18 protein-coding genes and 1 pseudogene are annotated in these 25,831 nt (G+C 57.6%); 3 read left to right on the plus strand and 16 right to left on the minus strand.

What is annotated here, in order from left to right; all coding sequences use genetic code 11:
- Nucleotides 1–59: 59 nt before the first annotated feature.
- The 6 genes from AC1RS8_RS09265 to pmrG form a co-directional block, all read right to left on the minus strand.
- Nucleotides 60–1,274 (minus strand): 5'-methylthioadenosine/S-adenosylhomocysteine nucleosidase family protein, encoded by a 1,215-nt coding sequence (locus tag AC1RS8_RS09265; protein WP_493162523.1) that lies wholly within the window; start codon nucleotides 1,272–1,274, stop codon nucleotides 60–62.
- Complete coding sequence (locus AC1RS8_RS09270) at nucleotides 1,271–1,741, minus strand: response regulator (protein WP_493162524.1); 471 nt, start codon at nucleotides 1,739–1,741, stop codon at nucleotides 1,271–1,273. The genes AC1RS8_RS09265 and AC1RS8_RS09270 overlap by 4 nt, the downstream gene beginning before the upstream one ends.
- Nucleotides 1,738–5,160: a hypothetical protein gene (locus AC1RS8_RS09275; RefSeq protein ID WP_493162525.1), complete on the minus strand. Its 3,423-nt coding sequence runs from the start codon at nucleotides 5,158–5,160 to the stop codon at nucleotides 1,738–1,740. The genes AC1RS8_RS09270 and AC1RS8_RS09275 overlap by 4 nt, the downstream gene beginning before the upstream one ends.
- A 525-nt stretch (nucleotides 5,161–5,685) precedes the next feature.
- A complete protein-coding gene (locus tag AC1RS8_RS09280) occupies nucleotides 5,686–5,949 on the minus strand; it encodes a hypothetical protein (RefSeq protein WP_008047515.1) in 264 nt (87 codons plus the stop codon).
- Nucleotides 5,950–6,461: 512 nt separating this feature from the next.
- Nucleotides 6,462–7,295, minus strand: coding sequence for a phosphatase PAP2 family protein (locus AC1RS8_RS09285; RefSeq protein ID WP_489339714.1), 834 nt, complete (start codon nucleotides 7,293–7,295; stop codon nucleotides 6,462–6,464).
- A gap of 31 nt (nucleotides 7,296–7,326) precedes the next feature.
- Nucleotides 7,327–7,998, minus strand: coding sequence for a lipopolysaccharide core heptose(II)-phosphate phosphatase PmrG (gene pmrG / locus AC1RS8_RS09290; RefSeq protein ID WP_489339713.1), 672 nt, complete (start codon nucleotides 7,996–7,998; stop codon nucleotides 7,327–7,329).
- 394 nt (nucleotides 7,999–8,392) lie between these two features.
- Here pmrG and AC1RS8_RS09295 point away from each other — a divergent pair.
- Both AC1RS8_RS09295 and AC1RS8_RS09300 read left to right on the plus strand, forming a co-directional pair.
- Nucleotides 8,393–9,271, plus strand: a pseudogene (locus tag AC1RS8_RS09295) (methyl-accepting chemotaxis protein); the annotation flags it as partial.
- Nucleotides 9,272–9,472: 201 nt separating this feature from the next.
- The gene (locus AC1RS8_RS09300; protein ID WP_407514505.1) at nucleotides 9,473–10,177 is read left to right on the plus strand and encodes a methyl-accepting chemotaxis protein; all 705 of its coding nucleotides are present in this window, start codon (nucleotides 9,473–9,475) and stop codon (nucleotides 10,175–10,177) included.
- Nucleotides 10,178–10,338: 161 nt separating this feature from the next.
- On the opposite strand, the gene AC1RS8_RS09305 is transcribed toward AC1RS8_RS09300, so the two are convergent.
- The 6 genes from AC1RS8_RS09305 to AC1RS8_RS09330 form a co-directional block, all read right to left on the minus strand.
- The gene (locus AC1RS8_RS09305; protein WP_489339712.1) at nucleotides 10,339–11,712 is read right to left on the minus strand and encodes a DUF1329 domain-containing protein; all 1,374 of its coding nucleotides are present in this window, start codon (nucleotides 11,710–11,712) and stop codon (nucleotides 10,339–10,341) included.
- 134 nt (nucleotides 11,713–11,846) lie between these two features.
- On the minus strand, nucleotides 11,847–13,802 hold the full coding sequence (locus AC1RS8_RS09310) for a DUF1302 domain-containing protein (RefSeq protein WP_489339711.1): 1,956 nt from the start codon (nucleotides 13,800–13,802) through the stop codon (nucleotides 11,847–11,849).
- A 60-nt stretch (nucleotides 13,803–13,862) separates the two neighbouring features.
- Nucleotides 13,863–15,152: a phospholipase gene (locus AC1RS8_RS09315; protein ID WP_489339710.1), complete on the minus strand. Its 1,290-nt coding sequence runs from the start codon at nucleotides 15,150–15,152 to the stop codon at nucleotides 13,863–13,865.
- A gap of 239 nt (nucleotides 15,153–15,391) precedes the next feature.
- Nucleotides 15,392–16,960 carry an FGGY-family carbohydrate kinase gene (locus AC1RS8_RS09320; protein WP_057716503.1) on the minus strand — a complete coding sequence of 523 codons (1,569 nt, stop codon included), beginning with the start codon at nucleotides 16,958–16,960 and terminating at the stop codon, nucleotides 15,392–15,394.
- A gap of 20 nt (nucleotides 16,961–16,980) precedes the next feature.
- Entirely contained in the window at nucleotides 16,981–18,576 is a 1,596-nt protein-coding gene (locus tag AC1RS8_RS09325) for a glycerol-3-phosphate dehydrogenase/oxidase (RefSeq protein ID WP_489339709.1), read from the minus strand.
- Nucleotides 18,577–18,581: 5 nt separating this feature from the next.
- Entirely contained in the window at nucleotides 18,582–20,177 is a 1,596-nt protein-coding gene (locus AC1RS8_RS09330) for an FAD-binding oxidoreductase (protein WP_489339708.1), read from the minus strand.
- A 210-nt stretch (nucleotides 20,178–20,387) separates the two neighbouring features.
- Between AC1RS8_RS09330 and gliR the strand changes: the two genes are divergently transcribed.
- Nucleotides 20,388–21,416, plus strand: coding sequence for an AraC family transcriptional regulator GliR (gliR, locus tag AC1RS8_RS09335; protein WP_057716506.1), 1,029 nt, complete (start codon nucleotides 20,388–20,390; stop codon nucleotides 21,414–21,416).
- A 26-nt stretch (nucleotides 21,417–21,442) separates the two neighbouring features.
- Here the strand turns inward: gliR and AC1RS8_RS09340 are convergent, their stop codons facing one another.
- From AC1RS8_RS09340 to AC1RS8_RS09355, 4 genes are all read right to left on the minus strand, one after another.
- Nucleotides 21,443–21,811: a glyoxalase superfamily protein gene (locus AC1RS8_RS09340; RefSeq protein WP_489339707.1), complete on the minus strand. Its 369-nt coding sequence runs from the start codon at nucleotides 21,809–21,811 to the stop codon at nucleotides 21,443–21,445.
- Between the two features lie 236 nt (nucleotides 21,812–22,047).
- On the minus strand, nucleotides 22,048–23,505 hold the full coding sequence (locus AC1RS8_RS09345; RefSeq protein ID WP_489339706.1) for a D-aminoacylase: 1,458 nt from the start codon (nucleotides 23,503–23,505) through the stop codon (nucleotides 22,048–22,050).
- Between the two features lies 1 nt (nucleotide 23,506).
- Nucleotides 23,507–24,367, minus strand: coding sequence for a MurR/RpiR family transcriptional regulator (locus AC1RS8_RS09350; protein WP_218494849.1), 861 nt, complete (start codon nucleotides 24,365–24,367; stop codon nucleotides 23,507–23,509).
- A gap of 14 nt (nucleotides 24,368–24,381) precedes the next feature.
- Complete coding sequence (locus AC1RS8_RS09355) at nucleotides 24,382–25,731, minus strand: GntT/GntP/DsdX family permease (RefSeq protein ID WP_008047545.1); 1,350 nt, start codon at nucleotides 25,729–25,731, stop codon at nucleotides 24,382–24,384.
- Nucleotides 25,732–25,831: the final 100 nt, after the last annotated feature.

Here is a 25,831-nt window from a genome sequence, read left to right on the forward strand (position 1 = left end):
CGATCCGCTTCGGCCATTAGTGGACATTGAATATCTACAAGCGCAGTAGGGATTATGCGTCAGAGATATTTCTCGAAGAAAAATTGCACCGCTTTAGCACTTGTATAAGAGGCGTAGTCCTGATAATCGTCACTTTTGTGCGAATCTGCAAAATCACAAACAGACTTCATAACTAACACTAAAGGCTGAGGATGGGGAGAGTCTATGGCCGCAGCGAACACACTATATGCCTCCATTTCGACACCTAAAACTTTACGGTGCTGGCCTTGAATACCGGTAGTGACGTCTGGATCTTCCAAAACGGAAGCGCCGGAAGCAAGTGGCCCAATATGAAGATTTAATAATGGGGGAGTTTGCACTGGCCATTCCAACCGTATAGCGTTTAGAACTGCAGCATCCTGACTAAAACGTTGCAGTTTAGACTTGATGAATGGATCGAGGCTTAGCTGATGAGGTGATGGCTGAAAAAATGGCCCAGTATCAGACTTCGTCTTTTTACCGCTACCGTAGTCCCAACTAGGATCGGCAGCAATGATGTCGCCTGGTTCAACGCGGCCTACTATGCCAGCCGTAATACCTGCCATGACTAAATATTTAGGCTTAAAAGTAGATACCATTTTCATAGAGAGAACTGCCGCTGCAGGCATGCCCATACGGGACGAATTAGCAGCCATAACAGAAAGCTTCCCTTCGCGGGTATTAACGTAACCCCGATGGTATTGGGTCGGATCCCCCTCAATGATGTAATCCTCCCAGGCCCATGGTAGCCGAAGCACTGCCGTCAGCTCAGGCTTATATAGTGCAGTAAGAATACATATATCTGCCGAATGAACAAACTGCTCGCCAGATGATTGATTATTACGGATGATGTGCATTACTTTTCGCTGTAGCTGTACAAGCCAATCGTCACTATTAGTTGTGTAATGTAAAACCGTCCACAATTCACTGTTAAATCTTTGGATTGAAGCGTCTTGAGCTTCTGAGAAAGCAGTTAACCCAACAACTTCTCTTGGTTTATTATATATATCTCGCTCAAGAATTTCATCTAAGAGCAAGAGACCTCCATTTGGCCTTGGATCCAGGTCAGAAGTTTCAGGGATTGATATATCTAGAATCATCAAGTCATAATGTTCTGTTCTAAGCCAATGCTTTGCTTCGTTAGCATCTCTTGCTTTCTTGATGCTTTCATCAGTTATTCCAGCAACAGATAATAACCCAATCATGACAGCTTTGAGTTTGTCTCTTTCATCCTCAACCACAAGTATTTTTATCACTGCGAACCTCCTTGTAAAAATCCAAACTCAGCAAGCTTTTTACGAAGCTCAATTTTCCATGTGTTAATAGAAGCATGGTAGTAGACGAAACCTTTATAAATCGCCGGGTATTCCAACTTAAGATTTCCGTTTAAGCTTTCGAGATTCATCTCGTTGGGTGGTTTTCCAAAAACCTCGAACTGAGTAAAAACCAAGACAGGTGTGGAAACATCAAATCTATCCATTTGAGCTAAAAACTCCTGCCCGCCAAAAATGTGGGTATCATCTGACGGTTCATCAGGACTTAGATCATATTGCGGTAATGTCATATCGAGAATTACCAAATCAAAATGATCGGTCCTGATTTTTCTCACCCCGCTTTGTAATGATCTCTCAAACATGACATCTTCATTAGGGATGACGCTTTCTAAAAAACGCTGTAGTTGAATGCGTTTGTTTTCGTCATCCTCTACTACGAGAATACTCATATTGATATCTCTCTCAGCGTCAAGTTAAACTTTACAAAAAACCTTGTCTCATTGACATATCCGAACTCAAGCAAATGAGTGGAGCCAATGATTTTCTTCAATTTTATAAGGCCAGTTCCACCTTCTGTTCTTAAAGAACCATGATATCCGCCCGACTCAATCAGAGCCCTGATTGCTTTCATTCTTTCTGTACATGATTGCATATCGGCTTCGGCACTGACTTCATTTTCAACCAGAAAGCTTAGTGCCTGCTGACTATCCCGTTCAACTGTTATCCAGAGCTTGGGAGATGTGCCGAGATTCGAATACTTCCTCGCATTATCAAAAAGTATGAAGAAAATATCCGAAAACATTGTCAATGCTCCCGCAACAGGAGGGAGTTCGAGAATATCCTTTGTGATAATTGGATTAAAATCTTTATGGATTCTTTGAACGCACTGTAGTCCGATATCGATAAGCTGCTCCACCTCAAAAAATGGCTCAGCTCGAGGAGTGGGAAGCTTAAACCAATCTTTCATTTGCTCACACGCTTGCAATGAGTTGGTTTGTGCTGTTCGAACAGCGCGATCTAAATCAGCTGTAAACTGCGAGAGTGCAGCATGATTAATAGTTGACTGCAGCGTATAAAACACTTCATTTATTTCAGGTTTAATTTTGCTTTCTATAGCTGAGTGCACTATGCGAAGGCAGTTTTCGACGCTAGCCCAAAACAAATTAATACATTCATCAAAGAACTCATCGAAAGTAGTAGTAGGTGTTACCGTGGTTGCGAGAAAACGCAAATGGATGGGAGTGGTATCCAGATAAAACAACCCACGGGGCTTCTCAAGCGAACGAACTTGCACTAAGTCATTCGTCAGTCGTTCTATTAGGTTATCGTAGCGAGCTGAGAAAATGCAAAGACCCAGGTCAATACTGTCCTTAGCAGTAGCTGTGATACCGACTAATCGTTCCAACCAAATCTCATTCGACGCGTAACTATTGATGCCGGCGGTTCGCTGCGTAATAACTTTTTCCAGCTCTAAAGGTCCGCGCAACTGCCCTGATAGTGCACCATGCCGGATACGCATACTCAAATAACAATCTAATCCATGCATAGGATTATTAGTGGACTCTAGGAATATCGCACTTACGAGTTCTCGTAATAATGTACCCGCCTCGTCAGTAGGCACCTGTAAAAACTCGGAAGGTAAGGGTTTGCCATCTGAAAGCAACTGCAAGTATGCCTCTGCAAAATCAGAGGATGGACTTATACCGGCGGCAATCATTGCTCGATATCTAAAAAATGACTCCTTTAACTTTTTATCACACAACTTTCGGATTGCAGGAACATCGATGGACATCTTGCTTTGTTCAACATGCCTCACGCCGCTTCGAATTACTTGCGCGCGTGTTATTTCTCTAATTTCAGATTCATAAATTTTTGCATTCGGCTCATCTATATCTAACAATAATGTAAAAACAGCTAAGCGTTCATTCTGAACCTCAACAGAACCTTTAAATACAGACGAAACCTTCATGATTGCGGGTGTGCAGACGTATCTCAGATAGAAAACCAGCAGACGCTTGTCAAAATCTGATGATTTTGCCTTCAATTGACTCGGCCTTTCTAAGCCGTGTTGAATTAGAAAGTCTTCATATGAATATGCAAGTGCCTTGTCGTATTCATCACTATAATTTGTGGAATTGAGAAGCAATACAATTGGTACAGCAATGTTACCCGCAAGCTTTTTCCTAATTTCTTTTCCATTTAATATCTTAGCGCATTCAGCAACCGGCATCAGATCGGTCGCCCCAGGGTCAGCGACTACAGTATCCGCAATCAATTTAACGAGCGCTTCAACATCGTCCAGTTGGCCGAGTGAAGCCGATATCAAGCGGGCGGCTAAACGCTTCCTCCTAATCGATGAGAGCTGAAGGGCCTCGGTGGCCACCTTAATTGACTGAGGAAATTCGCCGTTAGAGTATAAATATTCGGCTGCCTTCAAAGTCTGACGGTTCTCATCCAAGCCGCAGATTGTCGGAAGGTCTATATAGAGATCCTTCTGAGCCCAAATATCAATTGGTGTCTCAGCTGAAATTTTGTAAGCATTAGATATAGCGGCTATATATGGACCCCTACAATAAATCGGTAGATACGCCAAAAAGTCAGAATCCAAATATGGCGTAAAAACGAACCGTATCAAAGCATCATCCAAGTCCAAGATCGGAAGAACCGATAGTTCTTCGAGCAATATTCCGTGAAGAGTGCGGGAGAAGGCGGCCCATCTAAATGCGAATGCTGACTTAAGAGTTTCAGCTAATCTATGTTCAGCTAAAAAGCCTTTGGAATAAATTTCGTATAGGGCACTGACACACTTGCCCTGGATATTTTCGGTATTGGTAGGTAAGACCTCCGAATCAACCAGTCGCTCTGCTAAAACTCTCCAAGCTACCGGCCAAGAATTTGGCGCCAGTGAGTATTCTTCATCAAGAGGTGTATCGTTAACCACGCTTCTATAAAGCAGCTTTCTCTGCTCAAACCCCACCTGAAAAATTTTGTCAGTTTTACCAGCCAAAAACATCAAACGATTAAGACGTATATCGTTTACTTTACCCGAGAGCTGAATCAGTTTTTTTATTGCTGATTGATGCATGTCAGAAGTTGTGTCTATCACATACTTTTGAAGAATCTCAAACAGTGAATTATAAACATCAATAAGAGCAGAGTTGGTTTCGTAGTGAAGTGCGCCGCTTAACTCATCTGCATCTTCAGGAATAATACCGATAGATTGAAACTTTAACGATGCCCGCAACGACAAGTCTATCACATCATCCAAAGTATCTATGGTCTGCGACAAATACCTGAAGAAAGTAGTAGGTTGTTCATTTCTTACACTGAAGTTTGTCGCAAGCCAAGGTACATTTCCTTGCCCTTCGGATTTAACTGTGGCCAAATATTTTTTTTGCGCCTCAACACCTTCAAAATGCTGAAGATGTGCAATTTTTGTTTCGATCAACCACACTGACAAACCAAACTCTAATTCAATGGTTTCGAGAGCAAGTAAACATGCTTGCGAGTTGGCTTCAAGAAGCTGCATCTCATATTCATTGGCTAACTCTAAATATCTGGAAATACGCTTTGCGTTAGCTACAACTAAAGCGGTAAACCAGCTCATCTCTCTTTCAAGAGAAACCTTTGGTAGTAGTGGTGCACACTTCAGCTCTTTGATAGTTCTCGGAAATAATATCTGCCTAAGCTTTTGCCCAACTGGCTTGCCTTTTTTTGTGACTGTCATAGCCCAAGTGAGCAACGAAGAAAACTCACTCGGTGCAATCTCCCTTCTTCCCACCCCCAAATTGAAAAGGAGGCCGGTGGTCAGTATGTTAGCTTGAACATTTCGCAGGCTAATCCTTGGAGTCTTACTTTGTGCCTTCATTCACAAACCTCAGGAGAGTGCGGTAGCTTCAAAAATTCATCAGGGCATCTTAGTCGGTTTTTACAATAGAGAAATGCAAACTTTAGGAATTGAGTTCTTCTCCTACGCCTAACCAGATCCAGGCCATTCTACGACTGCCTCTGGCGCCGCCGGCGGAGTATCCGCTTTTTTTCGTTGTAAGGCCGTTCGGGAATGACCACTTTTGGCCGATTTCTGCCTGTCGTCACCGGCAGCTATGCGCAGTTAACTGCCAACCATGGTTACGAGGTGTGCTGGTCAACTCCGATGCAATCGGTGGTCAGATCAAATGCAAACGGGTAGCCAATTTCGCACGGTATTCCAATTGGTATTCCAGCAAAAAACCGAAAACGATATTAATTTTTTAAATCAATAACTTACTTAACAGATTCAAATTACCCCGGCCCACCAATTGAGACACCAACGAAGCCCGCCCAGTGCGGGCTTTGTTGTTTCTGGCTGTATCGCTAGCCCTGCAACCGTCTGAAACAGGACCCACACCAACGATCAGTACTTGATATCCCGAGCTGTGCGACGGGTATCCTGCTTGGTGCTGCGCTTGTCCTGGCGACATTCCACGTTGCTCTTGTCATTGCCCTTTCTGCATTCATCCTTGGTTTGCCGGGCAGTGGATCGCCCTTCCTGCCTGGTATCGCGGGCTTCACGCCGCTGTTCACCCTGCTCGGTCGCGTAGACGGGTAGCGTCACCCACTGCACGCCAGCGGCGATAAGCAGCGTCGCCAGGGCTTTCAAGTAGTGCTTGCGAATCATGATTTTTCTCCAATTCAACATCGCTCGGTCGCTTCGTTCGCTCCCCCAGGCATTCAGCTAAAACGTGAGTTACATCGTACGCCCACAACTCACAAAAACACTTTGTGGCAGGTGAAATCTGACGATAGGGTCACATGGTCAGTCGCGCAATGCCGCTATGTGCATGGTTGCAATATGGGCACCGGCCCAAACCTCCTTGTTTCCAGGTAGTGGCGTCGAGTCGATGCCTGACAGACAAACCGGTCGGAAGCAGACTTTGCCGCGGATCATTTGCCGTAGCTATGCCGCAAGCTCTGGTACAAGGCTTTGATCCAGATGAATTTTTCTTCACCCCACGGTTGCGTTACTGCCTGTACATTGCACTCGCTCATTCAAGAAACTACGGTTTGCCCGCCCTCCCGCGGGCTTTTTTTTGTCTGCGAATTCGCAATTCGAGACTCACTGAAGGTTTCCGCGAGCAACAAAAAACCCGCACCCCTTTCGAGATGCGGGTTTTGCGGTTCAACACCAACTCAATTCGCTGCCTGGATCTGAGTCGCCGCCACCGGTTGTTGCGCTTTGGAGAGCACGGGCTGTTCCAGCCTCGCTCGCCCGTAGAACGCCAGCGCCGTCAGTAAACACGCCAGCCATACGAAGATCCCGGCCCAGAAGGTGTGGGACATGTAGTGCCACCCTTGCAATACCCGTGTGGTGCCATAGATGAAACCGAGGGTCAGCGAGCCGTACATGATCGCTTTCGAATAGCGCCAGCGATAACGGCGAGCCACGAAGTACAACGCCAGCATGGTGAAACCGCCCGACGCATGTCCGCCCGGCCAGCAACGCCCCTCGCCAGCGACTTTCAACAGGTCGAAATTCTCATACCACTCAATGTGCTCCATTTTGCCGCCGTACAGGGTCGTCTCGATCGGGCAATACACGCTCGTGTGGCCCTTGAGGTAGTGAATGACCCCGGTGCTGATGGAGAACGCGAACACCACGTAGAGAAAGTCGCGTCGATGGCGATTGGCAAAGCGCAGCACCGGTGCGACTTTGATTTTTTCCAGGAAGGCGATGATTTTCGAGTGCTTTTCAGCCTTCAGGCGCGGCCAGAGAAACGACAGCAAGGCTCCGATAATCGCTATTTCTCCGGTCCAGTTCGGAATGATCCGCGCCCATTTGTGGGTGATTTTTTCGAACAGATGGACCTGGTCCAACGGGTACGTCTGCGTCACCGGATCAAAAAAGTAATTGTTGAAGGCGATGTCGATACTGGTCATGTCGAACATCAGGAACACCGCGACCGCGCAGGCCAGCGGAATGCCGAAATTCACCCAGTAAAAGCGGTAGCGGGAAGCGGTCAGCATGCTCAGTCCTGATTCGAAGGGATGGTGAAATTCAACGGGTCGTCACCGTCGGCCAATCCGATGCTTCGATAAAGCCAAGCATGCGCGGAGTCTGCGGCGTTTCGGCGGAGATAAACAAAGAAGCCCCGTAACCCAGGGTCGACGTCGGCAAATGGAGGTCTTTTTCCAGTTGGTCCATGCATTCGCTGTGGGTCACCAGAATCAGGTTACGTCCGGCCACCTTGTGCGCCAATGCGTCGCGCAGCATGGTGCCCCGGCAACCGATCAGCCAGTCTTCGCCCGTGCCGACCTTGTTGAACATGAAACCGGCGGTCTGCGCCGTACGCAGGATCGGGCTGTTGTAGATATCAGCCTTGTCCAGGCCCAGGTTCTGGAAATGCGTACCGACACCCATGGCGACACTGCGCGAGCGCTCGGTAATGCCATCGTTGCCAACCAGGCAAGGCGCCGTGGAGTGATCGCAGCGCTCGACGTGGCGCACCAGAACGATCAGGTCGCCCTTGGCCCACCCGGTCATCAACGCCTGTGCACCAGTCACATTGCCGTGAGCCAGGTCCGCAACGGCGGCAGGTCGCAGCAAGAACAGCACCAACGGGATCACCAGCAACGCCGAGACCAACACCACCGCAGCGTTGCGATAACGGGCGAAGCGGTTCAGATCGATCGAGCGTTTTACCCCAAAAAGACTCAGTCTTAATTCCACATCAAGCCGCCTCGCCGGCACGCACTACCTCATCAGATACCGGCAGGTTAAGGAAACGCGCGTCGGTGGTTGGTGAAACCCATGTGAAAAAAAGCTTAAAGGCGCTGTAAAAGTCTTGTTACAGAACCGTGCGGAAAAAACCTTTCAGCTCCCGGGATTGCTGCCGATACATTCTGCTTACACCGCTTGGCGGCTTCCAAAAAAAACAATCTTCCAGCCAACCGACGATAAAGAAGTACCAAGTTCCTGGAGGAATGAGATGAATAGCTGGTTCGGCAACATCAGCGTGAACCTGAAACTGGGCCTGGGGTTTGGCCTGGTCCTGGCACTGACCTGCGTCCTGGCCCTGACCGGCTGGACCAGCCTGGGCGGGTTGATCGACCGCAGCAACTGGATGAGCGACATCACCCAGCTCAACGCCGGCCTGACCAAGCTGCGCGTGGTTCGCCTGCAATACATGCTGACCAACGGCGACGAAACCGCCGCGCAGAACGTGCAGACCACCCTCGACGCCTTCTCGGCCCAGCAGCAAGCCCTGCTGGCGAAGTTCAAGAGCCCGGAAAACCTCAAGCTGCTGCGCGAACAAGGCGCCGTCATCGACGCCTACAGGACGTCCCTGGGCAAGATGCGCAGCGCCTATCGCGCCGGCAACAGCGCCCGTGATGCTATGAGCGCCAGCGCCGAAACCGCCAACACGCTGATCAATGACATCAATACCCGCGTGCAGCAAATGCCGTTGAGCGACCAGCGCTTCGAACAGTTCCAGGCCATCACCGCGGCCAAGGAAGCGTTCCTGCTAGCCCGCTACGAAGTGCGCGGCTACACCGCCAGTACCAATGCCGAGACCGAGCAAAAAGCCGTCGGTCAACTGGACGCCGCCATCGCCAGCCTGAAACCGCTGAACGTGCATTTCGCCGATTCCCAACAAGACGCCTTGCGTCAGCTGGAAACCGCGCTGGGCAACTACCGAAGCGCCTTGCAGGCCTATAAGGCCGCCAGCAATGACGCGGTGCAGGCGCGCAAGGAAATGACCGACCAGGGCGCCGCCATCGTGTCCCAGAGCGATCAGCTGTATCAGATCCAGCTCGACCGCCGTGACGCCGAAAGCGCCCGGGCCCGCACTCTGCAACTGATCAGCACATTGCTGGCACTGCTGGTGGGCGTCATTGCCGCCGTGGTCATCACTCGCCAGATCACTCGCCCATTGCGCGAAACCCTGGCGGTGGTCGATCGCATCGCCAGCGGTGACCTGTCCCACAATGTGCTGGTCACTCGCCGTGATGAACTCGGCGTGTTGCAGCAAGGCATCGCGCGCATGGGCGTGACCCTGCGCGACTTGATCAGCGGCATCCGCGACGGCGTGACCCAGATCGCCAGCGCCGCCGAAGAGCTGTCGGCCGTGACCGAGCAGACCAGTGCCGGGGTCAACAGCCAGAAAGTCGAGACCGATCAGGTCGCTACCGCCATGCACGAGATGACCGCCACCGTGCAGGAAGTCGCGCGCAACGCCGAAGAAGCCTCGCAAGCTGCTGCAGCGGCGGACGGCGAAGCCCGTGAAGGCGACAAAGTGGTCAACGAAGCCATCGCCCAGATCGAGCGCCTGGCCAGCGAAGTGGTGCGCTCCACCGAAGCCATGAGCGTGCTGCAACAGGAAAGCGACAAGATCGGCAGCGTCATGGACGTGATCAAGGCCGTCGCCGAACAGACCAACCTGCTGGCACTCAATGCCGCCATCGAAGCGGCCCGTGCCGGTGAAGCCGGTCGTGGTTTTGCGGTGGTGGCCGACGAGGTCCGCGGCCTGGCCCAGCGCACGCAGAAATCCACCGAGGAAATCGAAGGCCTGGTGGCCGGCCTGCAGAACGGCACGCAGCAAGTGTCCGCCGTGATGAACAACAGCCGCGTCCTCACCGACAGCAGCGTGGCCCTGACCCGCAAGGCCGGCGAGTCACTGGAGAACATCACCCGCACGGTGTCCAACATCCAGTCGATGAACCAGCAGATCGCCGCCGCTGCCGAACAGCAAAGTGCCGTGGCCGAAGAGATCAGCCGCAGCATCATCAACGTGCGCGATGTGTCCGAGCAGACCGCTGCGGCGAGCGATGAGACCGCCAAGTCCAGCGTTGAGCTGGCGCGGTTGGGTGGTCAATTGCAGCAGATGGTGAGCCACTTCCGCGTCTGACCGTACACCGTCGGTAATTGAAAGGCCCATTCGCGGGCAAGCCCGCTCCCACAGGTAGAGAGTCGAACACAGACTCTGTGAACGACCCAAAACCCTGTGGGAGCGAGCTTGCTCGCGATTGCGTTCTCACAGACCGCATCTGAAAGGGTGTGCTGCGCGGCTTACCGCGTCCCGCGCTGGCGCAATGCCGACGGCATGAAGTACGCGTCTTCGGGCACCGGTTGGGCAAAGTCCACTGTGCCCGGCTCTTCGTTATCCAGGTTCTGCACGTAGTAACGACGCGCCTGCAAGTCATGGAATACGTCCAGCGCACTCCAGGTGGTGGGCAGGTCGTAGAAGTTTTTCAGGTAGGCCATCGACACCCGCCACAACTCCCCTCGCCCGTCATATTGATCCACCAATGCTGCGCCCCAACTGTCCTCGTCCAGAAACAGCACGCGCTTGGAATAGATATGCCGCGCGCCCGGCTTGAGCGTGCCTTCGACCACCCAGACCCGATGCAGCTCATAACGGGTGAATTGCGGGTTGAGGTGGCCCGGTGTGAGCAGCTGCTCGTACTTCACCTCAGGGCTGCCGACTTTGTAATTGTTATAGGGAATGTAGACCTCTTGCTTGCCCTTGAGCTTCCAGTCGTAGCGGTCTGGCGAGCCGTTGAACAGGTCCGTATCGTCCGCCGTGCGCAGGCCGTCGGATGAGGCGATCGGGGTGTCATACGCGAGGTTCGGCGCCCGGCGCACACGGCGCTGGCCCGCGTCGTAGACCCAGGCCTGACGCGGGTCCTTGAGCTGGTCCAGGGTCTCGTGAACCAATGCCGCACCGCCCGCCAGACGGGCCGGGCTCTTCACGAACGCCAGGTAGTAAAACAGCATGTTTTTCAGGTCGGCAAACTGCCCGCCCGAGCGGTAATAGTTGAAGAGCCCCTCCTGCTGCGAGGTCACAAGCGCGAAGCTGCCGTTGCGTTGTACCGGCGCTTCGGAGGCACGACGGACCACATAGATACCGCGATAACGGGTGATGTGGTTCCACAGCACCTCGATGCCATCCTTGGGCACCGGGAACGGCACACCGCCATAGGCATCGGCAAAACCGGTGCCGCCATCGAGCAGCTTGGCCGAGGTCGCGTTTTTCAAGGTGTTGTCATACAGCCACTGCGGCGCCGCGCCCGAGCGGCGAGAGGGATAGACCGGCATCTGGAAGGTGTCGGGGTAGCTGTTGAACAGTGCGATCTGACCCGGGCTGAGGTGGGCCTTGTACTGTTCAAGGTTGGCCTTGGTGATGGTGAACAGGGGCTTGTCCGCCGCATACGGGTCCAGGTGATGCTGGCCCGGCTTGTAGCCCGCCGGTGCCTGGGTGATGCCGCCGTTCCAGGCCGGAATGGTCCCGGCCGCATTGCCGGCACGCTCGGCCCCCAGCGGCGTCAGCGTGGTCTTCAATTGCTCGGCCTGCTGGGGCGAGATCGCGGCCAGCGCGTTGCCGGCAGCCAAGCTCAGGAGCAGCGCCAGCGTGGTCTTGGTCAGTCGTGAAGTGTGAAACATGATCGTTCTCCGAAGTACAAAAACCTGTGGGAGCGAGCCTGCTCGCGAATGCGGTTTTTCAGGCGACATCTGCGTTGAATGTGCCGCCCATTTCGCGAGCAGGCTCGCTCCCACAATGGGTCTGCGTGTAGCAATCAAAGGAAGTACTTGAGGTTGAAGCCGACGTTGTCGCGGTCACGCAGGCCGTTGTCCTGCCCACCGCCGTAGAACTCGGTGTATTGCAGCTCGGCCTCCAGCTTGTTCTGGTAGTTGGCCTTGATCCCCAGGGTGTAGGCCTTGCGGCCCTCGATGATGTTGCCCGCCTGGTAGCTGTTGCCCTTGAAGTCATCCTTGTAGACGACATAAGGCGAGACGTTGACCCCGGCATACACGTCGTTCCAGGTGCCGTTGAGCATCGCGGTGTAGCTGTAGGAGTTGCGGTTGACCTGATCGCTGCGTTCGCCGCCGGACACATAGGAAAAGTTGCCGGTGCCAGCGTAGTAACGGGTACTGCCGTCATACGCGGTGTATTGCAGGTTGCTGCCGCGCAGGTGCTCGGACGCCAACTCGAATACGCCGAACATCGAGTCGAATGACAGGCTCGGGCCAAAGTTGTAAATGGTGCCCATGGACGTGTTGAACGCTTCCACCCGCTCGGCGTTATTGATCTGGCTGTCGAGCGTGACCTGCTGCCCGCCGATGTTGATGGTCTGGCCGCCTGCCGCTGCGGCGGCGCCGTTGGCCAGGTCGCCGATCAGGTCGTTGGTGGCGGCGACCCCGATGGGCAGGTTCGGCCGATAGGCCACTTCGCCGAAAACCGACGCCTGGCCCAGGGTGGTGTTGAAACTGAAGCCGTACATGCGGATGTCTTCGGCGTAGCGCCGATGCGCCTGAATATTGCCCAGCACATCCATGGTCGCCAGGCCGTTGGCCAGTTGCCCCGCCTGGCTGCCGGCAACACCGGCCAACAGGTTGGTCAGGGCGTTCATGTCGATGCCCTTGTACCCACCCAGATCGGCGGAAATGGTCGGTTCCTTGGCGTGGTAGTTGACCATGTACAACCCGAACTCGGTGCTGTTGAGCTCTTCTACGATGTAGCGAAAAGCGAAACCGAATTGGCCGTCGTTGCGCGCGTTGTAATCCTTGCCAACCGAGGCCACTTTGACGGTGTTGCCAAAGGCCGGGGTGACCCCGTTGGCGTACAAGCCGGTGGTGCTCAGGGCCTGGCTGAGCAGCGGGTTGTTGCCCAGCGCGCTGTACAGATCGATCACGTTGCCGAAGCCAGGCACCGGGGTGTCCAGGGCGGTACCGGTAAAGTTGTTGTAGGCGGTGTTGCCGCCGTCGGCGAACAGGTCCGTCTGCGAGTAGAACGTGCCGACCGGGTCGATGCGGGTTTCCTTCCAGTTCGTCTGGTAAAAGCTTTCCATGGTCAGGCTGTCGGTCAGGCCGATGTTGAAGCTCAGCGCTTCCACCGGCACCAGCACTTCCTTGACTTCAGCCCCGGGCAAACGGTATTTGGCCGCGTCCACCGGGTTGGTGGTGTTGACCCCGCCACGGTAGAAAATCCCCTCACCCCAGTTGAACACCTGGCGCCCGACACGGGCCGTGACTGGCATCTGCGCAACGTCCCAGTTGCCATAGAGGTAGGCATCGAGCATCTCCACCCGGCTGCCGGCGATATCGCGGGTCTGGTCAGTAAAGTGGTCGTCCTGCGGGAAACTCTGACTGGGTTGCGACGGGTTGTTGTTACGGTAGTAATCGTTGCGCTTGTCCATCAATTGGGTGTCATAGAACGCGGTGCCGCGCACGAACATCCCGTAGTTCTGATAGTTGGCCTCGAGCTCCGAGGTGATCTTGTACACCTCGGAAACCAGCCCGGTGTCGAAGTTGCGATTGCCGTCGTTGGTGTTGACGTCGTCGTTGTTTTTGTCCCGCCCCTGGACCCGCCACAAGCGGCCATAGGACAAGGTACTGTCGAATGAACCGGTGATCTGGTTGTCCAGCACGCTGAACTCCTTGGCCTGCACGCCGTCGACCGCGCACAGTTGCAGCAGCCCTGCCAGGCCCACGCCGGGAAGCGCCGCGCCAGACAGGCGAAATCGAGTGCTCATGATCCTTTCCTCTTTCCCTGGTTTTATTGTTTTTGTGTTCTGAAACTGTGGCTGCGATGGCTATGGCGCCAATCCCGCACGGGCGTAAATCCGGCTGTGGGCGCCGAAATTTCCCAGCAGTTTGAACAGCTGCCGGTTGAATGCCGGATGGTCGAAGTCTTCGCGCTGCAGCTGATTACCGCTGCTGAAATCGCTGGTGGTCGGTGCCGTGTCCAACCACTGGCCGATGGCTTCATCAAACGCCGCGGATTCGTCGACGGACTCGGCACTCACCACTTCGCGCAGGTAGTTCACTGAGTACGGCGGATAACGGCCGTCCTGTGCAGAGTCGGTATAAGCGTCGAGCATCGGGTGTGCATGGCCGGCGCGCAGCAGGCGACGAAGCCAGGTCGACTGATACTTCTCCACTTCCATGTGTCGGGTGGCGACCCGTTCGATGGCGGTATGTTTGTCCGCATCGAAGCCGGCCAGAGCCTTGCCTTCCAGCACCAGCAGGCTCGCCAGTTCGACACCGGGCAGCGGCTTGGCGTGATAAGGCTGGGTCAGGTCCTGAACGTGGTGCAGGCCCCAACCGAGAAATCGATAGCCCCAATAAGGATGGCCAGTGGCAAACGCCAGTCGCGCCAAGCCCATGTACTGGTAGGCGCGCCAGTCCGGCCAGCTGCGCTGAAGAAACCCGGCAGCGGCGTACACCACCGGGCTTTCATGGAAGAAGCCCATATGGAACGGTGCCTGGGAGCTGTACTGAAACCGGGCGTCGCCGAAAGGCTGCGGGCCGAAGCCGTACAACGCGCCGACTTCGCCGGGGTTGTCACTGAACAGGTTGATGTCGTGGCCGTAATCCGGCTCATCGGCAGCGCTGGCCAACACGGCCAGGGGCGCGACTTGTTCGTGGTCAGCGACAACGATGAAGCGCTGGCGATTCCACGGTGAAAGCGTCTGTTGCACCATGACTTGTTCGGCCTTGAGGTGTTCACACTCGGGCAGATCCTTGCCCGGCATCGGCTGGATGACCATCGCCAGATGAATCCCGGGGTTGATGCGCAGTGCGCTGAGGAAGTCATGGCGCAGATTGCCCCCAGGCACGACTGGCAATCGCAGGTTGTCGGGGCGCGGCGGGTATTGGGCGAAGTGCTCGCGGGCGAAGCGCTCCTGCTCATCGAGCAGCGCACTCACGGCCTGGTATTGCTGCGAAAGAAACTGTTCCAGCGGCTCGACTTCGACCTGTGGCGCATCACGCAAGGCCGGCAAATCCTGCAACGCCAGGTAGCTGCCCACCGTATGGTTCGACCAGCCCCAGGCTGTGGGGGCCGTTGCACAAAGCAGCAACAGGAGGAATGTCAGCTTCATTGCTTGGTTCTTATTGGATGTGCTGTGGGGGTTGAGCCTAACAACCGACCCTGCCCCTGACACTGTCCAATCTCACCAGAAAAGGTCTCCGATAGCGCCACATGAGGTGACATGAAATCACCCCCGGACATTGTAGGAGTGAGCCTGCTCGCGATAGCGGTGGGTCAGCCAACAGTTACTTTGACTGACACACCGCTATCGCGAGCAAGCTCGCTCCCACAGGGTTCCCGGGTGTTTTCCTAAGCGGGGTAACCGGTAATTTTGCGGATGCTCTGGTACAGCGGCTTGAGCTGTCGATACATGCGCAGGTAGACCTCTTTGTACAGTCGCTCATAGATCTGCTGCGCTTCGGGTTGCGGCATGAATACCGCACCGACCCGGGTCATGGCGGCCATCGCCGTGGGGAAATCCGCGTGCAGTCCCAGCCCCACCGCGCAGCAAATGGCCGCGCCCAGGCCGGACGCTTCGTAGACATGCGGACGCTCGGCCGGCAGGCCGAAAATGTTCGCCGTGAGTTGCATCGCGGCATCACTCTGGGAGCCACCTCCGGCGACGCGCAAGCGCGTGATGGAGACCCTCGAACGCTTCTCGATTTTCTCCATGCCCTGACGCAAGGCATACGCCAGACCTTCGAGGATCGCCCGGTAAATGTGTGCGCGGGTATGCACGTCGCCGAAGCCGATCATCGCGCCCTTGGCTTCGACACCCGGCTCGCGGATACCGGGCGACCAGTAGGGTTGCAGCATCAACCCCATGGAGCCCGGCGGCACGGCGTCGACCAGCGCATCGAAGAGTTGCTCGGGCTCCACACCCTGGGCTTTGGCCTGCTGCATTTCCCGCAGACCGAACTCGTTCTTGAACCAGCTGACCATCCAGTAGCCGCGATAAATCATCACCTCGCAGTTGTATTGGTCCGGCACCGCGGACGGGTAAGGCGGAATCAACGGGACGATTTCCAGGTAGCGCGACCGGGTGCTGGTGATCGTCGCCGTGGTGCCGTAGGAAAGGCACACGGTGCCTGGGTCGACGACGCCGGAACCCACGACTTCGCAGGCCTTGTCGGCACCCGCGGCAATCAGCGGCAGCCCCTCGGGAATGCCGGTGTGGCGGCTGGCCTCGGCGCTGATGTAGCCGAGGGTTTCACCGGGCTTGTGCAGGCTTGGCAGTTGTTCGGGGCGCACCGCCAGCGCCTGCCATTTCCAGTCGGAGGGGGCGGCCCAGCGCAAGCGCTTGAAGTCGAACGGCAGGTAACCGACGCAACAGCCCACCGAATCGACAAAGCGCCCACACAGGCGATGGGTGAGAAACCCCGAGAGCAGCAAAAACTTGTCGGTCGCCGCCCAGACCTCAGGCTGGTGGCGGGCGATCCAGTTGGCCTCGGCCTGGGCGCGAAAGTAGTCCACTGTGGCTTGCGCGCCGACCAGTTTGAACAGCCAGCCCCACGGTCCCTTGATGCCACCCTTGACTTCGGCCTGGCGTTGATCGAGCCACAGGATCGCCGGGCGCAGCGCCTTGCCCTGGGCATCGACGTTGATCACCGTGCCGCGCTGGGTGGTCAGGGATACACCGGCGATCTGTGAGCGATCGATGCCGGTTTGCTCCCACAACTGCTGGCAGGCCTCACCGAGTTTTGCCCAGTAATACTCCGGGTCCTGTTCGGCCCAGCCGGGTTGAGTCGAGTAATAGGCCTGCAACTCGACCTTGCCTTTGCCCAGCAGATTGCCCTGCAGGTCGAAGAGCAGAGCGCGCACGCTCTGGGTGCCATTGTCGATGGCCAACAGGTAACGCTTGTTCGGGTGGTTATCCATGGAGCTCTCTTCAATGGGCATCAATGCGCGGCATCCGGCAAACCATGATGGCGTTGCCACAACGCCCGATAACGCTGTAATTCCTGCTGCCAATGCTCATCGTCCCAACCCAGTCGCGGTTGGCAGAGTTGGCCAATGGCAGCGAAATAATCCTCGCCACCGCGCGGCAGCAACAGGCCCAGGCGGGTTCGGCGCAGCAACAGGTCATCCAGGTGCAGGACCATTTCCCCATCGCAGGCAACGGCCAGCTCCGCCCACAAGGTGTCAGTGCCGCCGACGGTGTCGTGGCCGAGTTCCGCGATCTGTTGCGCCAGCCTCGGCAGGTCACGGCCATGCCGCCCGGCCAGGCGCCGCCACCGGTTGGCGCTGAGCCCCGGTATCGCCAGCGGCGGCACGGCGGCGAACACCGGCGCGGCGTCATCATTGAAGGGGCGCTCGAGCATGGTTGCGCAGGCCTTGAGCACTTCAATCGCCTGCGGGCGAAAGGTGGTCAGCTTGCCGCCGGCCAGGGTCACGCAACCAGGCTCCTGCCACAGCACATGCTCACGGGTTTCATTCGACGGCTTGTCTTGATGCTCACCCGCCGCACTGCCCACCACCGGGCGCACGCCCGACCAGGTCGACAGCACATCGGCGGCGACCACCTCGGCCTGGGGGAACTGTTGGCTGCAGGCCGCCAGCAGATAGTCGAGCTCATCAAAGCTGATGCTCGCGCTCTGGTCCAGATCGCCGTGATGATCGAGGTCCGTGGTGCCGACCACCGTGGCACCCTCCCAAGGGAAAACGAACACCGGTCGACGGTCGCGCTCGTGCAGGAAGGTGAAGGCTTGCGCCACTGGCAGGCGCCAGCCCGGCAACAGCAAATGACTGCCACGCAACGGGCGCAACTGGCGAGGGGCATCGGGCAGGCGCAAGCGCTCGGCCCACGCGCCGGTGGCCACGGCCAGCGCACCACAACGCAATGTCAGTAACCCCCCCCCTTCGCAGTCTTCGACCTGAACCCCGCAAACGCGCCCCTCCTCACGCAGCAATTGCTGTACCCGCACGCCGTTGAGCACCACGGCGCCGTCGGCCCGGGCCTCGCCCAATACGCGCATCACCAGACGGGCATCATCGGTCAGCGCATCGACAAAACAGGTGCCGCCCAGCAGGTCATCTTCCTTCACCCCGGGCGCCAGATAACGCAGTTGTTGCGCGTCATGGAAGTGATGGCTGCGCCGCCCGGCCAATGCGTCATAGATGGACAGCAAACCACCCAGCACCCGCGGTCCGGGAAAACCGCCTCGGTAATGCGGCATCATGAAACTCATCGGCTCCACCAGCCCCGGCGCCTCGTCGAGCAGGCGCTGGCGTTCGCGGACTGAGTCGCGGGTCAGGCGCCACTGGCCCTTGGCGATGTAGCGCAAGCCGCCATGGACCATTTTCGAGGAGCGGCTGGAGGTGCCCCAGGCGAAGTCGCGCTGCTCCAGCAGCAGGCAGCGCCAACCACGGCGCGCGGCTTCGCGCAGGATACCGGCGCCGCTGATGCCGCCACCGATGACGATCAGGTCCCAGGTTTCATCCGCCAGCGTCGGCAGCACCCGCTCTCGCCACGCAGCGTTCCAGTCCAGGCTCATGGCCGTCACTCCTGCAACAGCGTGCCAGGGTTCAGTCGCCCGGCCGGATCAAAGTGCCGACTCAGTGCCTGCAGGGTGTCCATCGCCAGCGCGCCCTTCTCCCGCAGCAGATACGGCGCGTGGTCCTTGCCCACGCCATGCTGGTGACTGATGGTGCCATGGTTGTCGACGATGGTCTGGCTGGCCGCCTGCTTGAGCGCCTGCCAGCGCGCCAGGGTGGCGGGGTAGTCGGCCGCCGGGCGAAACACATAGGTGGTGTAGATGCTCGATCCTTCGCCATAGACATGGGAAAGGTGGGTGAAGACATGCACCCGCTCGCCTTCGGCAGCCAAGGCGTCGCGCAGGCTGTTTTCGATCAGCGTGAGCAGGTTATCGACGTTGCTCCAGTCAGTGGCCGTTTCCAGGGTGTCCACCACGTAACCGGCGTTCCACAGGTTTTCCCGCAGGTAGGGAAAACGAAAACGGTTCTGCGCCCACTTCTTGCCGAGCAAGGTGCCGGTAAACACCCCGCCGAACGCCTTGAGGTGCTGCCGGGCCTGGCGCAGGGACAGCGCATTTTGTCGTCGATTGCCGGTCACGCCGAACGTCAGCAGGCATTTGCCCTCACCGGCGCCGCGCAGGGCCAGGTACTTTTCCAGCCAGGCGATCTGCTGCGGGTGACCGGCCAGCGCCAGCTGGGTTTCGGTTTCCACCGCGTTGGACAGACGCAGCATCGACAGCGGTACCCGCGCCTGGGCCAACTGGCGGATGGCTTGCAGCGCCTTGGGCCAATCGGGCAGAAACACACCATAGAAACGCTCATCGGCGGGCAGAGAGCTGACCCGTACCTTCACCTCGGAAATGATCCCGAAGCGGCCCTCACAGCCCAACACCACCTCGCGCAGATCGGGCCCGGCCGCCGAGGCCGGAAAGGAGGGAATGTCCAAAGGTCCGGCAAAGGTTTCCAGGGTCCCGCCGGCGAACAGTTGCTCGATCCGCCCATAGCGCAGCGACTGCTGGCCACTGGAGCGGCTGGCGACCCAACCACCCAGGGTCGACAGCTCCCACGACTGCGGGAAATGCCCCAGGGTGTAACCATGGGCGCGCAGCTGACTTTCCACCTGCGGTCCGCTGGTGCCAGGACCGAAGGTGGCCATCAGGCTCTGTTCGTCGAGGTCCAGCAGGCGATTCATGCGGGCCAGGGAAACCGTCACCACCGGCCGCGCGGAACTCGGCGGGTTGATGTGACCGGCCACCGAGGTGCCACCGCCATAAGGAATCAGGCACAGGTCCTGTTCATGGGCGAGCAGCAGTAACCGGCGAATCTGTTCAGCGTTCACGGGATAGGCCACGGCGTCGGGATAATTCCCCAACGCGCCTTCACGCAACGCCAGCCAGTCCGGCAGGCTCTGCCCTCGCGCATGCAGCAAACGATCTTGGGCATCCACGCTGTACAAGAAGTGTTGCTGCAACCGCGACGGGGGCACGCGGGCCAATGCCGTCTCAAGCGTCGCATCGGGCAGCGCTCGACCGTCTCCCACCCGCTGGGCGAGAAAACTCGCGCCCTGGGCCGGCAGTTCGACCACCGTGGTTGCATCTCCCCAGCCGTTCCAGCGTCGCATGCGTGTGTCCTTTTGCGGTTCTGATCAGTGATATTTCAGGCCCCCATACTAGTCAGCCGCCGAAAAGTGTCACGGTCGCATCCGGCCAGTTCGAGTAGCCAATTGAGTCAAACGTCGCGCAGGCGTCAGCCATTTACTTTAGCCGTGGTTTCAAATTACCTTTCAGGGCATTCATCCGCGCACGCGGGCCTTGATCAAAGGAATACGATCATGCAATCCCTGGGCTTCACTTCAGTTCCGCCGCTGCTCAAATACCTGCGTCATGCCGAACAACTGGGCATGGCCATCGAGCCTGCGTTGGCGGCTGCCGGGTTGCAGGCACAGCAGTTGAGTGACAACAGCCTGCGGTTGCCGGGTGAAGCCCATGAACGGCTGCTCGATTATTTCTGCGAACACTCGGGCGATGCGTTGTTCGGTCTCAACGCCGCACGTTTTGTGTTGCCCAACTCCTGGAGCGTGCTGGGTTACATCACCATGAACTGCGCGACACTGGGCGACGCCATGAGCCGCATCATGCCGTTCGAGAAGCTGGTGGGAGACATGGGCGTCAGCCGCGCCGAGGTGCAGGGCAGCGACGTGCACCTGATCTGGACATGCCGCCATCAACGCCCGCGAATTCGCCGACACCTGGTGGAAAACGTGCTCGGTTCCTGGCTGCAATACGCGCGCTGGATCGCCGACACGCAAATGTCACCGGCTGCCGTCTGGCTGGAACATGCCTGTCCGGCCGACACGACGCTGGCACAGTACGAGCAGTTCTTCGACTGTCCGGTACTGTTCGACCAGCCTTATTCGGCGCTGATTGTCCCATTGCCGTATTTGCAGTTGCCATTGCGACAGGCCGATGCGCAATTGCTGCGCACCCTGGAAGAACATGCCCAGGGGTTGATGGCCACACTGGAGGACGCTTCGCTGGAACAGCGGGTCAAAAGCATCCTGCGAAAATTGCTCAAGGAAGGTCTGCCGCGCAAGGAGCAGGTGGCCGAGCATCTCGCGGTGTCAGTGCGCACGCTGCAACGCCAGCTGCATCAGGCCGGCACGTCGTACCAGCAGATCCTCGATGACCTGCGCCAGGAGCTGGCCGAGCATTACCTGCTCAACAGCACCCTGCCGATCCAGGACATCGCCCAGTACCTGGGTTTCACCGAACCCCGCTCGTTTCACCGCACGTTCAAAAGCCGGCGCGGGATGCCGCCCGGCGAGTTTCGCCAAACCCACCGGGTGCCGAACGAAGGCTGAAGGCTTAAACCTGAGGGGCTGAAGGCTCAGAGGCTGATCGCGTTGGTGAACACCAACCGATTGCCGAACGGGTCGGCGATGGCCATGTCCTGGCTGCCCCAGGGCATGGCCTGAATCTGCGGATGGGAAAACCTGTATTGCTTGGCCAACAGTTGCTGCTGAAACTTCTCCAGCTCATCCGTCTCGATCCGCAGCGCAGACCCCGGTGTGCTATCGCCATGGTGTTCGGACAAGTGCAGCACACATTCGCCACGGGAGATTTGCAGGTACAGCGGGTAATTCGCTTCGAATCGATGTTGCCAGTCGATCTTGAACCCCAGGAAATCGACGTAGAACTCCACTGCCTTGGCTTCGTCGAAAATACGCAGGATCGGAGTTGTTTTGCCGAAGCTCATCGGGTTGCTCCCAGACAATGAAAGACCTGCAGGAGCGAGCTTGCTCGCGATGGTCGTTAACGATGACGCGTGTCTACTGGGTAAACGCTGCGCCCTATCGTCCATCGCGAGCAAGCTCGCTCCTACAAAATACGTAACCGAACCGCAATGATAGCCGGGCCTGTTGTCAGCAATTCGGCGCGGAAATGCCATTCTTTAGTTTCAAAGTGCCATCACTGTGACGCAGTCCTCGAAACTCACTGAAAACCCGTGCGCAAATCCCCTTCCCGGGCCAGAAACCGTCCTTCCCTGCGCCCGTTGGCCTGGCCATCACGGTAACTCAACACACCGTTGATCCATACCCCTTCAATGCCCTCCGCCGCTCGCTGTGGGTCGTTGAAGTCGGCGACATCACGAATGGTCGCCGGGTCGAACAACACCAGGTCCGCCCAATGGCCTTCGCGTATTTCACCGCGCGCCTTCAAGCCGAAGCGCGCCGCCGACAGCCCGGTCATTTTGTGCACGGCGGTGTGCAGCGGGAACAGTCCCACGTCGCGGCTGAAATGTCCGAGCACCCGAGGGAATGCGCCCCACAAGCGTGGGTGCGGAAACGGATCTTCCGGCAAGCCGTCGGAGCCGACCATCGACAGCGGATGCGCGAGGATCCGACGGACATCCGCCTCATCCATTCCGTAGTACACCGCACCGGCCGGTTGCAGTTGGCGAGCGGCCTCCAGCAACGGCAGATTCCATTCGGCGGCGATGTCCATCAGGTCGCGACCGCCCATCTGCGGATGCGGGGTCGACCAGGTGATGGTGATGCGGTGGGCATCGGTCACCTGCTTGAGGTCCAGGGTCGAAGAGCTCGCGGCGTAGGGATAACAGTCGCAACCCACCGGGTGGGTCTTCGCTGCCACTTCGAGGGACGCCAGCAGCTGCAGACTACGCCCCCAGTTACCGGCGCCGGCGCATTTGAGGTGAGAGATGATCACCGGGCTTTGCGCATGGCGACCGATCCGGTACGCCTCGTCCATGGCCTCCAGCACCGGTTCGAATTCGCTGCGCAAATGGGTGGTATAGACCGCCCCGAACGCGGTCAATTCTTCGGTCAGTTGCATCACTTCATCGGTCGATGCCGAGAAGGCGCTGGCATAGGCAAGGCCGGTGGACAGGCCCAAGGCGCCGGCCTCGAGGCTTTCGCGCAGTTGCTCGCGCATCGCGCTGATTTCATCGGCCGTGGCGGTGCGAAACAGGTCGTCCAGATGATTGCTGCGCAACGCCGTATGACCGACCAGCGCGGCAACGTTCAGCGTGGTGTTCGCCGCTTCGACCGCCGTGCGGTAGTCGCGGAAGGTCGGATAAACGAACGCAGCGGCCGTGCCGAGCAGGTTCATCGGATCCGGCGGATCACCGCGCAAGCTCACTGGCGACGCACTGATCCCGCAGTTGCCGACGATGACCGTGGTCACGCCTTGGCTGAGCTTGGGCAGCATCTGCGGCTGACGAATCACCACGGTGTCGTCATGGGTGTGCACGTCGATGAAACCCGGCGCCAGCACATGGCCCTGCGCGTCGATTTCCTCGCTGGCACGGGCATCGCGCAAGTCGCCGATACGCTCGATGCGCCCGTTGAAAATGGCCACGTCGGCGGAGTAACCGGGGCTGTTGCTGCCGTCGATGATCAGGGCGTTGCGAATCAGCGTGTCGTACTGCATGTCAGTCTCCCAGCGGCAAGTGATCGTCGCCGCCGCGGTATTCGTCCAGGGCGAGTTTGATCCGCCGCAGACGTTCTTGATTGTCTTCAGGATTGGCCAGGGCCAGCTCGGTGGCGAGCACATCGATGGCCAGCAACATGCCGTAGCGCGCTGCCGTGGGTTTGTAGATGAACGAGGTTTCGGCGCTTTGCAGGGGCAGGACGATATCGGCCAGTTGCGCCAGGGGCGAATCTGCCCGGGTGATGGCCAGAATGCCTGCGCCATAGTTGCGCGCCAGCTCCACCGTTTCAATCAGCTCCGGGGTGATCCCGGTCAGCGAGCAGACAATCACCACGTGTTCAGCGCTGAGGCTGGCGGCGGTGACGCGCATCATCACCGCATCGTGGCACACCGCAATCGGATAGCCGAGGCGTACCAGGCGCACTTGCAGTTCATCGCTGCACAGGGTCGAGCAGCCGCCCATGCCGAAAGCGTGGATCATGCGCGCCTTGCCCAGCAGTTTCACCGCATCGGCGAAACGCGACTCATCGAACGCGGCCAGGTGCTGGCGCAAGGTCGACTCGATGTCGCCCACGATCTGCCCGTAGAACGCCGACTGCTCGGGCGTGCCCGCCGGGTCGAGAAACCGGCTGCCGACGCCGCTGGCCTGGGCCAGTTGCAAGCGCAAGTCACGCAGGTCCTTGCAGCCGACCGTACGGGCGAACCGCGACAGCGTGGCGCTGCTGACCTCCGCCCGCAGCGCCAGCTCATCAAGACTGGCGGAGGCGGCAAATCCTACGTCGTCGAGCATCAGGCGGGCGATGCGCCCTTCACCGGCGCTGAAGGAGTCCTGACGGGCGCGGATCTGATAGAGGATGTCCATGCAAGTGGCTCCGGCTAAATCAGGTAAGAAAGGCCAACGGTCAGGCCGAAGGCGACGACCGAGATCAACGTCTCGAGCACGGTCCAGGTCTTGAAGGTCTGGGTCACTGTCATGTTGAAGTATTCCTTGATCAACCAGAAACCACCGTCGTTGACGTGGGAAAAGATAACCGACCCGGCGCCAGTCGCCAGCACCAGCAACTCCGGATGGGGATAACCCAGACCAATGGCCACTGGCGCGACCACGCCTGAAGCGGTGGTCATAGCCACAGTGGCAGAACCGGTGGCGATACGCATCAGCGCGGCAAACAGCCAGCCCATCAACAGCGGCGACAAATGAAATTCGTGGGCCAGGCCGACGATCTGGTCGGTGACGCCGGCGTCCACCAGAATCCGGTTCAAACCACCGCCGGCGCCTACCAGCAAGGTGATGCTCGCAGTCGGCGCCAGGCATTCGTTGGTGAACTTGAGGATCGATTCGCGGTTGAAGCCCTGGGCCAGGCCGAGGGTCCAGAAACTCAACAAGGTGGCCAGCAACAGTGCGATCACCGAGTTGCCGATGAACAGCAGGAACTGATTGAAACCACTGCCCGGCGTAGAAATCAGATTGGCCCAGCCACCGATCAGCATCAGCACCACCGGCAACAGGATGGTCGCCATGGTGATGCCGAAACCCGGCAGGCTGTCGCGCGGTTCACGCTCCAGGAACTGGCGTTCCAGCGGGTTTTCCGCCGGCAACTGAATGCGCGGCACGATGAATTTGGCGTACAGGGGACCTGCGATGATCGCCGTCGGAATGCCGATCAGGATCGCGTACATCAAGGTCTGCCCCACCGACGCCTGATACACCTGCACCGCCAGCATCGCCGCCGGGTGCGGCGGTACCAGCGCATGCACCACCGAAAGCCCGGCGACCATCGGCAAGCCGACCATCAGGATCGAGACGCCAACCCGCCGCGCCACGGTAAAGGCAATCGGCACCAGCAAGACGAAACCGACTTCGAAGAACAGCGGCAACCCCACCAGAAACGCGATGGTCACCATCGCCCAATGCGCGTTCTTCTCGCCGAAACGGTCGATCAAGGTCCGCGCCACCTGCTCGGCGCCACCGGACTCGGCCATCATCTTGCCGAGCATGGTGCCCAGCGCCACCACCAGCGCGATGTGCCCCAGGGTCTTGCCGACCCCGGCCTCGTACGCCCCCACCACACCCGACGGGGGCATGCCCGCCACCAGCGCCAGGCCAATGGAAATCAGGGTGATGACAATGAACGGGTTGAGCCGGTAACGGGCGATCAGAACGATCAGTGCAATGATGGCGATGGCGGCATACACCAGCAGCCAATAGCCGAAGGACAGGGTCATGCGGTACTCCTCGAGAGGGTCACGTCGAAATATTTGTGAAACTCTTAAAACATTTCGGAAGGTGATTTTCAAACGAGGTGAAAGTAATTTTCGTGCAGAG

The sequence above is a fragment of the Pseudomonas sp. GW821-FHT12A04 genome (genome assembly GCF_058807755.1).

What these genes read in the sequence shown, in the direction of transcription:
- AC1RS8_RS09270 (WP_493162524.1), bottom strand. Translation starts at nt 1,741, where the DNA reads ATGAGTATTCTCGTAGTAGAGGATGACGAAAACAAACGCATTCAACTA.
- AC1RS8_RS09275 (WP_493162525.1), bottom strand. Translation starts at nt 5,160, where the DNA reads ATGAAGGCACAAAGTAAGACTCCAAGGATTAGCCTGCGAAATGTTCAA.
- AC1RS8_RS09280 (WP_008047515.1), bottom strand. Translation starts at nt 5,949, where the DNA reads ATGATTCGCAAGCACTACTTGAAAGCCCTGGCGACGCTGCTTATCGCC.
- AC1RS8_RS09285 (WP_489339714.1), bottom strand. Translation starts at nt 7,295, where the DNA reads ATGCTGACCGCTTCCCGCTACCGCTTTTACTGGGTGAATTTCGGCATT.
- AC1RS8_RS09300 (WP_407514505.1), top strand. Translation starts at nt 9,473, where the DNA reads ATGACCGCCACCGTGCAGGAAGTCGCGCGCAACGCCGAAGAAGCCTCG.
- AC1RS8_RS09305 (WP_489339712.1), bottom strand. Translation starts at nt 11,712, where the DNA reads ATGTTTCACACTTCACGACTGACCAAGACCACGCTGGCGCTGCTCCTG.
- AC1RS8_RS09310 (WP_489339711.1), bottom strand. Translation starts at nt 13,802, where the DNA reads ATGAGCACTCGATTTCGCCTGTCTGGCGCGGCGCTTCCCGGCGTGGGC.
- AC1RS8_RS09315 (WP_489339710.1), bottom strand. Translation starts at nt 15,152, where the DNA reads ATGAAGCTGACATTCCTCCTGTTGCTGCTTTGTGCAACGGCCCCCACA.
- AC1RS8_RS09320 (WP_057716503.1), bottom strand. Translation starts at nt 16,960, where the DNA reads ATGGATAACCACCCGAACAAGCGTTACCTGTTGGCCATCGACAATGGC.
- AC1RS8_RS09325 (WP_489339709.1), bottom strand. Translation starts at nt 18,576, where the DNA reads ATGAGCCTGGACTGGAACGCTGCGTGGCGAGAGCGGGTGCTGCCGACG.
- AC1RS8_RS09330 (WP_489339708.1), bottom strand. Translation starts at nt 20,177, where the DNA reads ATGCGACGCTGGAACGGCTGGGGAGATGCAACCACGGTGGTCGAACTG.
- gliR (WP_057716506.1), top strand. Translation starts at nt 20,388, where the DNA reads ATGCAATCCCTGGGCTTCACTTCAGTTCCGCCGCTGCTCAAATACCTG.
- AC1RS8_RS09340 (WP_489339707.1), bottom strand. Translation starts at nt 21,811, where the DNA reads ATGAGCTTCGGCAAAACAACTCCGATCCTGCGTATTTTCGACGAAGCC.
- AC1RS8_RS09345 (WP_489339706.1), bottom strand. Translation starts at nt 23,505, where the DNA reads ATGCAGTACGACACGCTGATTCGCAACGCCCTGATCATCGACGGCAGC.
- AC1RS8_RS09350 (WP_218494849.1), bottom strand. Translation starts at nt 24,367, where the DNA reads ATGGACATCCTCTATCAGATCCGCGCCCGTCAGGACTCCTTCAGCGCC.
- AC1RS8_RS09355 (WP_008047545.1), bottom strand. Translation starts at nt 25,731, where the DNA reads ATGACCCTGTCCTTCGGCTATTGGCTGCTGGTGTATGCCGCCATCGCC.